Origin of the sequence: Flavobacterium sp. SM15 (genome assembly GCF_022012335.1) — a bacterium.
Taxonomy (GTDB): domain Bacteria; phylum Bacteroidota; class Bacteroidia; order Flavobacteriales; family Flavobacteriaceae; genus Flavobacterium.
In genome coordinates this window covers 243,259-256,957 of the sequence record NZ_JAKLTO010000004.1, presented here as the reverse complement: position 1 = coordinate 256,957, position 13,699 = coordinate 243,259, and the positions used below count along the sequence as shown (strand labels likewise).

The following is a 13,699-nucleotide window of genomic DNA, read 5'->3' as shown; positions in this document are numbered from 1 at the left end:
ATACACTTTAAAAATTTAAGAAAACGATAAGGTTGTTATAAAATCATAAAGCATTATGAACTCTCAAATTATACATTTATCTTTGTCTTAAACAAACCAAATCAACACTAAAGTTATGGAATGCATTTCCGTTTTTGATATGCTTAAAATCGGTGTCGGGCCTTCAAGTTCGCATACCCTCGGCCCTTGGAGAGCTGCCGAACAGTTTCTTGCTGAAATCCGTGAACGTAAACTAATTGATAATATTAACAGAATTAAAGTCGATTTGTACGGCTCACTTTCCTTAACTGGACACGGTCACGCCACAGATTTAGCTGTTATGCTGGGCTTAAGCGGTGCTGATCCTGAATATATTCCTGTAGAGAGTATCGACGTGATTATCTCGGCCATCAAAAACAAAAAAGAAATCTTTTTAGGAAACGAAATCATTATTCCTTTTGATGCGGAAACTGATATTGTTTTCAATAAAAATTTTCTGCCATTCCACGCTAACGGTTTAACGTTTACTATTTATACTGATACAGAAGAATACAATTCGACCTTCTACTCTATCGGTGGCGGATTTGTGGTTAAAGAAGACCGTGAACACGCTAAAGAAAACAAAGAAATAAAATGCGCTTTTCCTTTCCCGATTGACAAAGCCGAAGAATTACTGGTTTATTGTCAGAAGGAAAATAAAAAAATATCGGAAATCGTTTTTGAGAATGAAAAATCGATGCGTTCCGAAGATGTGATTCACTCTGAATTGTTACGTATTTGGGATACCATGCTTGAATGTATGTACATCGGTTGTCATACTGAAGGAACCTTACCAGGCGGTTTACACGTGCGTCGTCGCGCTTATGATATGCACAAAAACCTGATTGGCGTTTTGCCTTATGACAATCCGCATTCTTGGTTACAGATTATCCGTCAGACCGAAGTAAAATTCCGTCAGATTTTAAAATGGGTTAGCTGTTTCGCCTTAGCCGTGAATGAAGTAAATGCTTCTTTAGGTCGTGTTGTGACTGCTCCTACCAACGGAAGTGCCGGTGTAATTCCAGCGGTTTTGATGTACTACATGGTAATCGAAAACCATGAAGCAAACGAAGATCAGATCAAACAATTTTTGATGGTTGCCGGTGAAATCGGAAGTATTTTCAAAAAAGGCGCTACCATTTCAGCAGCTATGGGTGGATGTCAGGCCGAAATTGGAGTATCATCTGCAATGGCAGCCGGAGCTTTATGTGAACTAATGGGCGGAACTCCGGAACAGGTTTTAATGGCGGCAGAAATCGCGATGGAACATCATTTAGGATTAACCTGCGACCCGATTGGTGGATTAGTTCAAATCCCTTGTATTGAGCGAAATACAATGGGCGCCATAAAAGCCATAAACGCTGCGGAATTAGCCTTGGAAACTGATCCTAAAAACGCAAAAGTGCCTTTGGATAAAGTGGTTGACACCATGTGGCAAACAGCTAAAGACATGAACAATAAATATAAAGAAACATCTGAAGGAGGATTGGCAATTGCCGTGAACTTGGCAGATTGTTAAAATATAAAAGGAAGCTCTTTAGCTTCCTTTGTTTTTTCTGCGAGTGTCGATAATATGAATGATTTTCCAAATCCCATTATCATTATAAAATGTAAACGCATTTACTCCCGAATGACTTAGTTTTCCATTAACATAAAACTCATAAGGTGTCCAGCCGTGCGCCATTTTGCCGTCTATCTGAATGTTGTAGCTCAAGATTTTTTCCTCGAATTTCATGTCTTTCGGAAAGGTGGAAAACGATTTGTAGAATTCGGAAGCTTTTTCATCAACAAGCTTACTTCCCTTCTGCCCTTCTATTATGGATTGCAAAATCAAATTTTCATGACACACTGATTTTATTTTCAAAGTATCTTTTGCATGAAAGCCTTCAAAAAAAGTTTTGATTGTATTTTCTACTTCAGTTTTTTGAGCAAACAAACTCATTGAAAAACAAATCATTACAACTAAAAGTGCTTTTTTCATAAACAACCATTTTAAAGCTATAAGTTGTATTTATCGGAATATTGTTACGCTTTAATTGAAATTGTAGTAATTTTACAATTCCTAAATACTTAATCATGTCTGTAGCTAAAAAAGATTATAAAAGAATTACCACGAAATCATTAATTGAGATGAAAGCCAATGGAGAAAAAATTTCCATGTTAACAGCTTATGATTATACCATGGCAAAAATCGTTGACAGCGCTGGTGTGGACGTGATTCTGGTTGGAGATTCTGCCAGTAATGTAATGGCAGGGCATGAAACTACGCTCCCAATTACTTTGGATCAGATGATTTATCATGCTTCTTCAGTAGTTAGAGCTGCCGAAAGAGCTTTGGTTGTGGTAGATTTACCTTTTGGAAGCTACCAATCTGATCCTCGTGAAGCACTTCGTTCCTCAATTAGAATAATGAAAGAAAGTGGCGGACACGCTGTAAAACTGGAAGGCGGAAAAGAAATCAAAGAAAGCATCAAAAAGATATTACACGCAGGAATTCCTGTAATGGGACACTTAGGATTAACCCCTCAATCCATCTATAAATTCGGAACTTATACCGTTCGTGCAAAAGAAGAAGCTGAAGCTGAAAAACTTTTAGAAGATGCAAAAATGCTTGAAAAAGTGGGTTGTTTTGCTTTGGTTTTAGAGAAAATCCCATCTTCATTAGCTAAAAAAGTTGCAGAAAGTATTTCAATCCCAGTTATTGGAATCGGTGCCGGAAGCGGTGTTGACGGACAAGTTCTTGTTCTTCATGATATGATTGGAATGACCCATGAATTCAGCCCAAGATTTTTACGTCGTTATATGAACTTATACGAAGATATGTCCAAAGCCATCGGACAATATGTAACTGATGTAAAAGCAGTTGATTTCCCTAATGCAAACGAACAGTATTAATGTCTGAAAAGATCGTTTCAACCAAAGACAATCTTCAGGTTTTACACGAAGACAATCATATTATTGTTATCAACAAACGTGTTGGTGATATTGTACAAGGCGATAAAACCGGCGATAAACCGTTGAGTGACGTCGTTAAAGAATACATCAAAGATAAATACAATAAGCCTGGAGAAGTTTTTCTTGGTGTTGTACATCGATTAGACCGTCCTACCACAGGGATAGTTGTTTTTGCCAGAACTTCTAAGGCCTTAACACGATTGAACGATTTGTTTAAAAACCGCGAAACCCAAAAAACGTATTGGGCTGTGGTTAAAAATCAGCCGCCAAAACCTGAAGACAACCTGATTCATTTTTTAAAGCGTAATCCAAAAAACAACACTTCAAAAGCACATCTTAAAGAAGTCCCTGAGAGTAAAAAAGCGAGTCTGGATTATAAAATCATTAAGAAATTGGATAATTATTATGCTTTGGAAATTAACCTGCATACCGGAAGGCATCATCAGATTCGCAGTCAGTTATCGGCTATCGGATGCCCAATAAAAGGAGATTTAAAATACGGTTTCGATCGAAGTAATCCTGATGGAGGCATTCATCTTCACGCCCGAAAACTCATTTTAACACATCCAGTTACCAAAGAAATTTTACAAATTATTGCTCCGGTTCCCAATGATGGGATTTGGAAATCAATCTGATTTTTTGTTAATTTATAAACTAAACACAAACCTTTTAAGTATGAGAAAACTTCTACTCTGCTCTATTTCATTACTTTCTTTAAACCTATTTTCTCAAGAACATTTTTCGGGAATCAATATTTCCAAACGCAGCGGATTACTCAATGCTTCGGTAAATCCTGCGGAACTAACCAATATGTCCCGAAAATTCGACATCAATGTTTTTAATATGAGTGTCAATGTTTCGAACAACAAAGTGACTTTTTCAGACTTAGTGGGTGGCGAAGATCTTGAAAAAAAGATTTTTACAGGATCCGAACCAACAAGTATGCGTTTAGATGTTTTGATTCAAGGTCCTTCATTTGCAATGCAGTATAAAAAATGGGCTTTTGCTATTTCATCAGCTGCAAATATTAAAGCGAATGCAATCGATGTAGATGTAAATTTCGGAAATGCAGTTACTAATTCATTTTTTGGAAACGCACAGATTAATTCCGGATATAATCAAAGAATGAATGGTGCTTCTTGGGGAGAAATTAACTTAACAGCTGCCAGAACAATTTTTGAATCGGATATGCATAAATTTAGTGGAGGTTTAACCCTAAAAATGCTTTTTCCAGGTTCTTATATGAATATGGGAGTAGACAAACTAACCGGTCGAGTTTATTATGACCCTGTTAGTGAAGATGTATATTTAACTGATGCAACTGCAAATGTAAATTTCTCGTATTCAGGTTCTTTAGCCGGAAACTATGAAGATACTTCTAATTACAGCAAATTATTTGCCGGAGGATTAAACGGCATTGGAACTGATATTGGATTCAATTATCAACTTAAAGAAAAAGTTGAAGAATCTACCGATGCAGGAAGCAGGACTTATGATGAATACAAATTAAATGTTGGTGCTTCTATCCGAAACATGGGAAGCATGACTTTTAAAGATGATAATAACGAATCAATCAACTATAGACTTAACATCCCCACAACCAATCCATTAAATATGGAAGAGTTTGATCAGGCAAAAAGTGTTAAAGAAATCGAAGCAATTCTAATGAGTAAAGGATATTTGACCAAACAAACATCCAATGGAGATTTTAAAGTCAAATTTCCTGCGGTAATTAACCTTTATGCAGATTACAAAATTTACAACAAATGGTATGTTTCTGCCTATACTCAACAAAAACTTACTGATGACAGCGGAAATGATTTCACGACAATTCAAAACGTACTAACACTTACTCCACGATTTGCAGGAAAAAATTACGAACTGTATTTGCCGCTTTCAAGCAACGAAGTTTCTGGTTTTACAACAGGTTTTGGTTTTAGACTTGGTGGATTTTTCCTAGGATCAGGATCAATTATCACAGCAGCTTTGGACAATTCTAAACAAGCTGATATTTACATGGGATTCCGTTTCGGAATTTAATTTCAAAGATTATTACAGATGAATTACATAACGAGAAGACTTGCTGAAATTAAGCAAAATGGTTATCAGATCGATTTAGGAAATTTAATCGACGAAAGTTTTACAAACTATAAAAAGATTGCACTATTAGCCGGTCTGGCTTTAATAATAGTTATTTTGTCGTTGTTGATTTTGACGATTTTCGGAATGTCTTACTTTATAGATTTTGAGAATTTTAATGAAGAATCTATGGTGATGGATTTTTCACAATTTACCGCTACTGAAATTCTTGCCTATATTGGAGGGGTTTCATTATTAGGAATGTTATTTGCTCCATTTACTGCAGGTCTAATCAAGTTAGCTCATGATGTTGAAACCAAAGAAGAAGTTTCCTTTTCAACTATTTTTGAATGTTATAAGGCAAGTTATCTTAAAGATTTACTTCTTTCATCTCTGTTGATATCAGTAATAACAGGAAGTATTGCCGTAGCTTTTCAAATTTTACGTTTGGATTTTGTTGGAACTTTATTGAGCTATTTCATTGGCTTTTTGCTTAGTATGACTATTCCGCTAATTATTTTTGGAGGATTATCTGCTTTTCAAGCCATTTCAAACAGTATTTTGGTGGTAAGCAAACAACCAATCTGGATTTTTCTGGCGCTTTTGATTGCAGCTATAGCTTCTTGTGTGGGATTAATCGCCTTTTGTTTAGGTATTTTCTTTACATTACCTTATCTTTATTCTATGTATTATGTAATATACAAGAACAGTGTTGGCTTTGAAGAACAAGAAACCTTTAATAACTTATAATTATGAAGTGGAGAGGAAACAGACAAAGTGATAATGTTGAAGACCGTAGAGGAATTTCCGGCGGTCAGGTAGCAGTTGGTGGTGGAATAATTGGTATAATTGTTTTATTGCTGAATGTTTTTGGTGGTGATAATGCTAAAATGCTTACCCCGGTTCTGGAACAGATGCAACAAAATCAACAACAATCTGCTCCTACCCAGCAAGTTGAACTTACTCCTGAACAAAAAGAATTAGGCGAGTTTGCCAAAACGGTTTTTGCCTACACTGAAGATACGTGGCATAAAATCTTTGAAGAAAACGGAATGACCTATGAAGAGCCCAAAATGGTTCTGTTCACTGGTCAAGTGCAAACCGCATGTGGAGGAGCTACTTCAGCTTCTGGACCTTTTTACTGTCCGGGAGATCATAAAGTTTATATGGATCTGGATTTCTTTGAAGAATTGCGCACCCGTTTTGGGGCCAAAGGTGGAGATTTCGCCATAGCTTACGTAATTGCTCATGAAGTTGGACACCATATTCAAACTTTGCTGGGAACATCAAATAAAGTAAGGCAATTGCAATCCGGAAGAAGTGAAGCCGAAGCCAATAAACTTTCCGTTTGTTTAGAACTTCAAGCCGATTTTTACGCAGGAGTTTGGGCAAGATACAACCAGCAATACATTGAAGAAGGCGATATTGAAGAAGCGCTTAGTGCTGCAAATGCGGTTGGTGATGATGCTATTCAAAGCAGAATGCAGGGACAGGTTGTTCCGGAATCTTTTACACACGGAACTTCAGAACAACGCATCAAATGGTTTACCAAAGGATATAAAACCGGCGACATCAAACAAGGTGATACTTTTGCTGAAGAACTTGATTAAGCTTAATTAAATACTTTAAAAAATAGAAAATCGGGACTTCCCCGATTTTTTTAGTTAACCTCTTTTTATATCAAGTATTCTTTTATGTAAAAGTTTAAACAATCGCAGAATTTTTTCTGCCTCGTCTGGCCCTTTTACCTTCATCACAATTTTATGTTTTTCCCATCGTTTAATTTTAGGATTTACTTGAGCAGCTACCCAGATGTTAATAAATGAATAGGTTTTAGTTCTATCTGACAAATCATGAACATCATAAATTTTAATGAAATTATATAAAATCCCTTTGTCCATTTTTGTCCCTTTTGAATTCTTAATCTGAAGTCTTAAATAGTCATCTTCAAATGTGGCATAAAATCTTTTTGTGTCAGAATCTGAATCAAATCCGAATTTATTAATCATACTTGTCAAATCACTTTTAAAATCATCAAATGGTTTTGATCTTTCTTCTTCTGAAAGAAAATCTATTATTTTTCCATCATGATATTTAATATCGTATATATCATCTTTGGATAAAGAATATTCTCGACCTTGCGGAGATGAAAAGTTTTTAAATTTGACACTGTCGTTCGAAATCGAAATGTTACTTGCTAAGTATTTTTTTTGTCGTAAAGTACTGATGGTATCCTGAGCAAAACACATTGAAGTAAATAGCAGGAAAAGGAATACAATTTTAAATTTCATATTTGTCATTTTTCAGAGTATAAAGCTAGCAAACTAAATTTCCGAATCAAATTAAATCGCACCATTATCCAAGCCAGCCTTCCCTATCTAAACTTCTGTACTGAATTGCTTCCGAAATATGATTAGAATTTACAGACTCGCTATTTTCTAAATCTGCAATGGTTCTTGAGACTTTCAAAATTCTATCATAAGCTCTAGCCGAAAGGTTTAATCTTTGCATTGCGGTTTTTAAAAGTTGTAATGACACTTCATCAAGTTTACAATGTTCACGAATATGTTTAGTTGTCATTTGTGCATTATAATGAATATTTTCAAGATGTTTAAAACGAATCGACTGAAGTTCTCGGGCTTGAATTACACGCTTTCTGATTTCAATACTACCTTCCCCATTATTAGTATCAGAAAGTTTGTCAAAAGGAACAGGAGTTACTTCAATATGAATATCTATTCGGTCTAAAAGTGGACCTGAAATTTTACTTAAATATCGTTGCATTTCCGCTGGAGAAGAGCTTACAGGAGCATCAGGATCATTAAAATAACCACCAGGACTCGGATTCATACTTGCCACCAACATAAAAGATGAAGGATAAGTAATCGTGAATTTTGAACGGGAAATTGTTACTTCTCTATCCTCCAAGGGTTGCCGCATTACTTCCAAAACATCACGTTTAAATTCCGGCAATTCGTCCAAAAACAAAACTCCGTTGTGAGCTAAGGAGATTTCTCCCGGTTGAGGGTAACTACCTCCGCCGGCAATTGCAGAACACGAAGTATTATGATGAGGGCTTCTAAAAGGCCGCTGGTTCATCAAACCAATATCTTTCATTTTACCTGCAACACTGTGAATCTTGGTAGTTTCCAGAGCTTCTTTTAATGTCATTGGAGGCAAAATACTTGGCAAACGTTTAGCAAGCATCGTTTTTCCTGCACCGGGTGGACCTATTAAAATTATATTATGACCTCCTGCCGCCGCAATTTCCATACATCTTTTAATGGATTCCTGCCCTCTAACTTCCGCAAAATCAAATTCAGGAAAATCTAAGGTTTTATAGAATTCTTCCCGAGTGTTTACTATTGTTGGTTTAAGGGATTTTTTGCCGTTGAAAAAATCAATAACCTCTGAAACATTTTCAACACCATATACATCTAAACCACTTACAATAGCAGCTTCCTTATCATTTACTTTGGGTAAAAAGAAACCTTTAAACCCCTCTTCTTTTGCTTTTATGGCAATTGATAAAGCTCCTTTTATTGGCTGCAAACTTCCATCAAGGGAAAGTTCCCCCATTATCATGTATTTATCAGTTTCTTCAGATTTAATTTGACCTGATGCGGCAAGAATTCCAATGGCAAGGGTTAAGTCATAAGCAGACCCTTCTTTTCGAAGATCCGCAGGAGCCATATTGATTGTTATTTTCTTTCCGGGTAGTTCATAACCGTTGTTTTTTAAGGCAGCCGCTATTCGATAACTGCTTTCTTTTATAGCGTTATCCGGTAACCCAACTAAGTGATAACCAATACCTTTATCGATATTCACTTCTACAGTGACTGTTGTAGCGTCTACTCCAAAAACAGCGCTTCCAAATACTTTTGTTAACATGGCGTATAAATTTCATCAAAAATAGTATTTTTCTTATAATTTAAAAATATTTCTTACAAAATGACTAAAATCAACTGTTATATTTTTATTCAGAATAAGAAATACCGTTTAGAAAACTATAATAATTGCTGTTTTTTTCATAAATTTAATAGTCATTCTATAATTATAACAACTTGATTATGAATGCAAAAACTACACTTGATGAGCGTATAAGGTTAGAAATTTTAAAAAGTTATGAAATATTAGATACCGACCCCGAAACTGATTATGATAATATTACTTATTTAGCTTCAAAAATTTGTAACACCCCAATTTCAGCAATAACTCTTGTTGATCAGGACAGAGTTTGGGTCAAATCTAAAGTTGGTTTTGATAGTTATGATGCCAACAGAAATACCTCTTTTTGCGCTTTGGCAATTACAAAACCCCATAAATTTATATCCGTAAATAATGTTAAAAACGAAAAGGATTTTGAAGCCTTAAGCAAGTTTAACGGATTTGAAGATGGCGGTTTTTATGCAAGTGTAACACTCAAAAGTCCTGAGGGATACAATTTAGGTTCTTTATGTGTTGCAGACTTTTCTCCAAAAGAAATCACTGAGGATCAGGCAAAATCACTTGAAATTTTAGGTAATCAGGTATCCAAATTGCTCGAACTCAGAAAAAAAAACCTCAGATTACTGCAAACCAACAAAATGCTCAATTTAAAATACGAAGAATTAGAACAATTTGCACGGGTTGTTTCTCATGATATCAAATCTCCTTTGAACAACATCATCTCCTTGATATTATTACTCAAAGAAACCTGCAACGACAAATTTGAAGGACAAGAAAAAGAATATCTCAATTTTCTCTCGCTTTCCTCCTATCAGTTAAAGGATTATGTTGATGGGCTTCTTAATTATTATAAAAGCGATACGTTCCACAAAAATGACTGTGAGGAAGTTGTGTTTTGCGATGTGCTGAATCAAATTATCAGTGTGCTGGATTCTAAAAGAGAACATCAATTTAAAATACCCGACAAAACCTTGATTTTAAAAACCAATAAGAATGCCCTTGAACAGATACTTATAAACCTTATCAGCAACGGTATCAAATACAACGATAAAAAGCCGGTTAAAATTGAAATTAATTGTGAAGATTCAGATAAACAAACAAAAATCTCAGTAAAGGATAATGGTAACGGAATTGAAGCCGAAAGTCTTGATCAAATTTTTTTGTTCTTTAAAACCCTTAATAAAAAAGATCGTTTCGGAAATTACGGGACAGGAATCGGTTTGGCTACCGTAAAAAAAATAACTGAGAATCTTAACGGAAAAATCGAAGTTAAATCCGTTCTAAATCAAGGAAGCGAGTTTACTATCAGTTTTGATAAATAAACCCGCTTCAATAGTATTAGTAAAATGAATTATTTCTTGTATTTAGCAATTCCGCTTTCCAGCCATGCTTTGTATTCGTCTGAATCTGGTGTGTAACCAACCGGTTCCGTTAATCGATTTGCTTCATTATCTAAAATGATGTAATACGGCTGTGCGTTTGCTTTGTAATGCGTAATTTGGAAATCACTCCATTTGTTTCCGATCGTTTTAATTTCTTTACCGGTTTCTTTCGAAGTGTATTTCTCGTTTTCGGGTAATTCGCGTTTGTCATCAACATATAACGAAATCAATACCACTTTATCTTTTAAAATAGATAAGATTTCCGGCTTCGACCAAACGTAATCTTCCATTTTACGGCAGTTTACACAAGCAAATCCGGTGAAATCCAATAATACTGGTTTATTAGCTGATTTAGCATAAGCCATTCCTTTTTCATACTCTGTGAAAGCTACAATATCGTGTGGCCCTAAATGTGCTCCGTCTGGTAATCCTGCATGAGAATCACTATTTCCTACTCCTTTCGAATTTCCTACTCCGTAAGGGCTTTCGCTATAAGTCATTGGCGGTGGGAATCCTGAAATCAATTTCAAAGGTGCTCCCCAAAGTCCCGGAATCAGGTAAATCGTGAACGATAAAACCAACAAACCTAAAGACAATCTTCCAACTGAAATATGGGTTAACGGGCTGTCATGTGGCAAAGTGATTTTCCCGAAAAGATAAAAAGCCAACGCTCCAAAAACGGCAATCCAAATCGCTAAAAACGTTTCTCTTTCCAATAAATGTGCTTGAAGAACCAAATCTGCATTGGATAAGAATTTAAACGCTAAAGCCAATTCTAAGAAGCCTAAAACAACTTTTACTGTATTTAACCATCCTCCTGATTTTGGTAATGAATTTAACCAACCCGGGAACATTGCAAATAACATAAACGGTAAAGCCAAAGCTGATGAAAAGCCCAACATTCCAACAATCGGAGCAAGTCCTCCTTTGGAAGCTGCTTCCACCAATAACGTTCCAACAATTGGACCTGTGCAGGAAAACGAAACAATCGCCAGAGCCAAAGCCATGAACAAAATTCCGATAATTCCTCCTTTATCCGCCTGACGGTCCACTTTATTTGCCCAGGAATTTGGTAACATGATTTCGAAAGCTCCTAAGAACGATGCGGCAAAAAACACCAACAAGACAAAGAAAATGATATTAAACCAAACGTTTGTTGATAAAGCATTTAACGCATCGGCACCAAAAATCGCCGTAACCAAAGTTCCAAGAATTACATAAATCAAGATAATGGAAACCCCATAAATAATTGCGTTTCGAATTCCCTGTGCCTTGTTTTTACTCTGCTTGGTAAAGAAACTCACGGTCATTGGAATCATTGGAAAAACGCATGGTGTTAATAGTGCTGCGAACCCACCTAAAAATGCGAAGAAGAAAATTGATAACAAACCTTTTTTCTCTTCTTTTTTGCCAACTGGTTTTTCTTGAGAAGTTGCAACGGTTTCTTTAACTTCTGATGATGAAGTCGAATCTGTAACAACTGCTGTTTGTGAAGAAGTTGAATCAACCGAAGTTATTGTTACAGCTACTTCCGAAGCTTTCACGTTCATCTGCGGCAACTTGAACTCAAACGTTTTGTCTTGCTGGATACACGATTCTTTACAAACCTGATACTCAACATAAACAGAAATAGATTTTAAATTCGGATTGGTAATTTTAACTGTTTGTCTGAACTGTGCTTTGTTTTCAAACATGTATTCGTCTACCTCAAAAACATCGCTGTATACTTTTTTATAAGGACTTTCCTTAGTTTTTCCGACCAATTCAAAGTTTCCTTTTGCATTTTTATATTCAAAAACAGAGGGTGAAGAACCACCTTCCGGTGTGAATTGGGAAAACATGTGCCATTCGTGCTCAATTGTGGCATCGAAGACCAAAACCACTTCAGTATCCGATTTTTTCTCAACGGAAGTTTTCCAGCTTACCGGATTTAATATTTGTGCCTGAGCACTTAAAAAAGTAAAAAATAAGAGTAACAGGGCGTAAAATCGTTTCATTACTTTAATTCAAATTTTATTATAGTTTGTGTTGTTTTTGTTACTGAAAATCGTCTGTCTGCACGTTTTCCGGCAATCCAGACAATTTCTTCTCCGGAACATAATAACCAGGCGTTTTCTTTATCGATCAGTGAAAATTTCTCATCTTTAAAATACTTGCTGACCTTCTTTTTGCCTTCCATTCCGAAAGGGTAAAAATAATCACCTTGTTGCCATTTTCGAAATACCAGCGGAAACTTTAACGAATCTTTATCAACAAAGATAATTTCTGAACTTCCGGTATCTGTAACATTTGTTACATACGAGATTTTCATAGCAATTGGATGTTCAATTTCCGTTTGATTTTCTTCAATAAGATATCTTTCGTTTTGATTTTCAGAAAGTTCTTCCAGAATTAGCACTTCCCTATCCTTAAGTAGCCGATGTTTTCCGGAAAAAACCTGTTTGCCGGATTGAGCCTCAACTAAATCATAAATATCATTCCAAGCTGTAAATCCGAAAGGCTTTAACCATTGGTACAAATACGCCTGGTAATTGGGTAGGATTTTTAATTCCATAAGATTGATTCGCTTCTGAAAATCAGCATCTTCCACCACTTTTCGATAAACTATTCTTGACGCATCATCTACCATAGACTGAACTTGTTGCAGGTTTTCCAAGGTTTGTTGAAACGAACTCAAAAAGCTTGGATTGAGTTCTTTTAAAATAGGAATAACATCATGTCGAAGTTTATTTCTCAAATATTTATCAGAAGTATTACTGGAATCTTCCCGCCATTTTATATTACTTTCTTTGGCATAATTTTCAATTTCCTCGCGCGAAAAAACCAAAAGCGGACGAACGATTTTATTATTCATTTGCGGAATTCCGATCAAACCTTCCAGCCCTGTTCCTCTTGTAAAATTGATTAAAAATGTCTCTGCGGAATCATCCAAATGATGCGCTGTCAACAGATAATCAAAGCTTTCTTTTTCCAGTAATTCATCAAACCAATCGTAGCGAAGTTGACGCGCAGCTAATTGAATTGATTGTTTATGTGAACTCGCATATTCTTTTGTATTAAAATGATTTACAAAAAATACAACATTGAAATTTTCACATATCAATTTCACAAAAGCTTCGTCTCCATCACTCTCCTCGCCTCTTAATTTGAAATTGCAATGTGCAACTGAAATATCAAAATTTAACTGTTTCAAAAGATGCAACAAAACCATACTGTCGATACCGCCGCTTATAGCAAGCAGTAGTTTTTTTCCTTTCAAAAATGAAAGATTTTCGCTGATATGATTTTGGAGTTTTAAAAACATAACCAAATGTATA

The 13,699-nt window shown here is 35.6% G+C and carries 12 protein-coding genes; 7 read left to right on the top strand and 5 right to left on the bottom strand.

The window, feature by feature from the left end:
• Positions 1–115 precede the first annotated feature (115 nt).
• On the top strand, positions 116–1,537 hold the full coding sequence (locus tag LZZ90_RS08980) for an L-serine ammonia-lyase (RefSeq protein ID WP_237790357.1): 1,422 nt from the start codon (positions 116–118) through the stop codon (positions 1,535–1,537).
• A gap of 18 nt (positions 1,538–1,555) precedes the next feature.
• Here LZZ90_RS08980 and LZZ90_RS08975 read toward each other — a convergent pair whose 3' ends face one another.
• Complete coding sequence (locus tag LZZ90_RS08975; protein ID WP_237790356.1) at positions 1,556–1,999, bottom strand: nuclear transport factor 2 family protein; 444 nt, start codon at positions 1,997–1,999, stop codon at positions 1,556–1,558.
• A gap of 95 nt (positions 2,000–2,094) precedes the next feature.
• On the opposite strand from LZZ90_RS08975, the gene panB reads away from it, so the two are divergent.
• Genes panB through LZZ90_RS08950 form a run of 5 tightly spaced genes read left to right on the top strand, consistent with a single transcriptional unit; the run spans position 2,095 to position 6,662 of the window.
• Positions 2,095–2,913, top strand: coding sequence for a 3-methyl-2-oxobutanoate hydroxymethyltransferase (gene panB, locus LZZ90_RS08970; RefSeq protein ID WP_237790355.1), 819 nt, complete (start codon positions 2,095–2,097; stop codon positions 2,911–2,913).
• Entirely contained in the window at positions 2,913–3,608 is a 696-nt protein-coding gene (locus tag LZZ90_RS08965; RefSeq protein ID WP_237790354.1) for an RluA family pseudouridine synthase, read from the top strand. Before panB ends, LZZ90_RS08965 begins: the two co-directional genes overlap by 1 nt.
• 40 nt (positions 3,609–3,648) lie before the next feature.
• Entirely contained in the window at positions 3,649–5,013 is a 1,365-nt protein-coding gene (locus LZZ90_RS08960; RefSeq protein WP_237790353.1) for a DUF5723 family protein, read from the top strand.
• Positions 5,014–5,031: 18 nt separating this feature from the next.
• Positions 5,032–5,802 (top strand): hypothetical protein, encoded by a 771-nt coding sequence (locus tag LZZ90_RS08955; RefSeq protein ID WP_237790352.1) that lies wholly within the window; start codon positions 5,032–5,034, stop codon positions 5,800–5,802.
• Between the two features lie 2 nt (positions 5,803–5,804).
• Positions 5,805–6,662 (top strand): neutral zinc metallopeptidase, encoded by an 858-nt coding sequence (locus LZZ90_RS08950; RefSeq protein WP_237790351.1) that lies wholly within the window; start codon positions 5,805–5,807, stop codon positions 6,660–6,662.
• Between the two features lie 54 nt (positions 6,663–6,716).
• On the opposite strand, the gene LZZ90_RS08945 is transcribed toward LZZ90_RS08950, so the two are convergent.
• Positions 6,717–7,343, bottom strand: a complete 627-nt coding sequence (locus tag LZZ90_RS08945; RefSeq protein ID WP_237790350.1) for a hypothetical protein — start codon at positions 7,341–7,343, stop codon at positions 6,717–6,719.
• 64 nt (positions 7,344–7,407) lie between these two features.
• On the bottom strand, positions 7,408–8,943 hold the full coding sequence (locus LZZ90_RS08940) for a YifB family Mg chelatase-like AAA ATPase (RefSeq protein ID WP_237790349.1): 1,536 nt from the start codon (positions 8,941–8,943) through the stop codon (positions 7,408–7,410).
• Positions 8,944–9,122: 179 nt separating this feature from the next.
• Between LZZ90_RS08940 and LZZ90_RS08935 the strand changes: the two genes are divergently transcribed.
• Positions 9,123–10,322: a HAMP domain-containing sensor histidine kinase gene (locus tag LZZ90_RS08935; RefSeq protein WP_237790348.1), complete on the top strand. Its 1,200-nt coding sequence runs from the start codon at positions 9,123–9,125 to the stop codon at positions 10,320–10,322.
• A gap of 29 nt (positions 10,323–10,351) precedes the next feature.
• Here LZZ90_RS08935 and LZZ90_RS08930 read toward each other — a convergent pair whose 3' ends face one another.
• Together LZZ90_RS08930 and tilS are read right to left on the bottom strand one after the other, a co-directional pair.
• Positions 10,352–12,379 (bottom strand): thioredoxin family protein, encoded by a 2,028-nt coding sequence (locus LZZ90_RS08930; protein WP_237790347.1) that lies wholly within the window; start codon positions 12,377–12,379, stop codon positions 10,352–10,354.
• Positions 12,379–13,641: a tRNA lysidine(34) synthetase TilS gene (tilS, locus tag LZZ90_RS08925; RefSeq protein ID WP_370640660.1), complete on the bottom strand. Its 1,263-nt coding sequence runs from the start codon at positions 13,639–13,641 to the stop codon at positions 12,379–12,381. Before tilS ends, LZZ90_RS08930 begins: the two co-directional genes overlap by 1 nt.
• Between the last annotated feature and the right edge of the window lie 58 nt (positions 13,642–13,699).

Excerpts from the sequence above, each read along its gene's own strand:
- LZZ90_RS08980 (WP_237790357.1), top strand. The coding sequence starts at position 116 with ATGGAATGCATTTCCGTTTTTGATATGCTTAAAATCGGTGTCGGGCCT.
- LZZ90_RS08930 (WP_237790347.1), bottom strand. The coding sequence starts at position 12,379 with ATGAAACGATTTTACGCCCTGTTACTCTTATTTTTTACTTTTTTAAGT.
- LZZ90_RS08945 (WP_237790350.1), bottom strand. The coding sequence starts at position 7,343 with ATGAAATTTAAAATTGTATTCCTTTTCCTGCTATTTACTTCAATGTGT.
- LZZ90_RS08935 (WP_237790348.1), top strand. The coding sequence starts at position 9,123 with ATGAATGCAAAAACTACACTTGATGAGCGTATAAGGTTAGAAATTTTA.
- LZZ90_RS08955 (WP_237790352.1), top strand. The coding sequence starts at position 5,032 with ATGAATTACATAACGAGAAGACTTGCTGAAATTAAGCAAAATGGTTAT.
- LZZ90_RS08940 (WP_237790349.1), bottom strand. The coding sequence starts at position 8,943 with ATGTTAACAAAAGTATTTGGAAGCGCTGTTTTTGGAGTAGACGCTACA.
- LZZ90_RS08965 (WP_237790354.1), top strand. The coding sequence starts at position 2,913 with ATGTCTGAAAAGATCGTTTCAACCAAAGACAATCTTCAGGTTTTACAC.
- panB (WP_237790355.1), top strand. The coding sequence starts at position 2,095 with ATGTCTGTAGCTAAAAAAGATTATAAAAGAATTACCACGAAATCATTA.
- LZZ90_RS08960 (WP_237790353.1), top strand. The coding sequence starts at position 3,649 with ATGAGAAAACTTCTACTCTGCTCTATTTCATTACTTTCTTTAAACCTA.
- LZZ90_RS08950 (WP_237790351.1), top strand. The coding sequence starts at position 5,805 with ATGAAGTGGAGAGGAAACAGACAAAGTGATAATGTTGAAGACCGTAGA.
- LZZ90_RS08975 (WP_237790356.1), bottom strand. The coding sequence starts at position 1,999 with ATGAAAAAAGCACTTTTAGTTGTAATGATTTGTTTTTCAATGAGTTTG.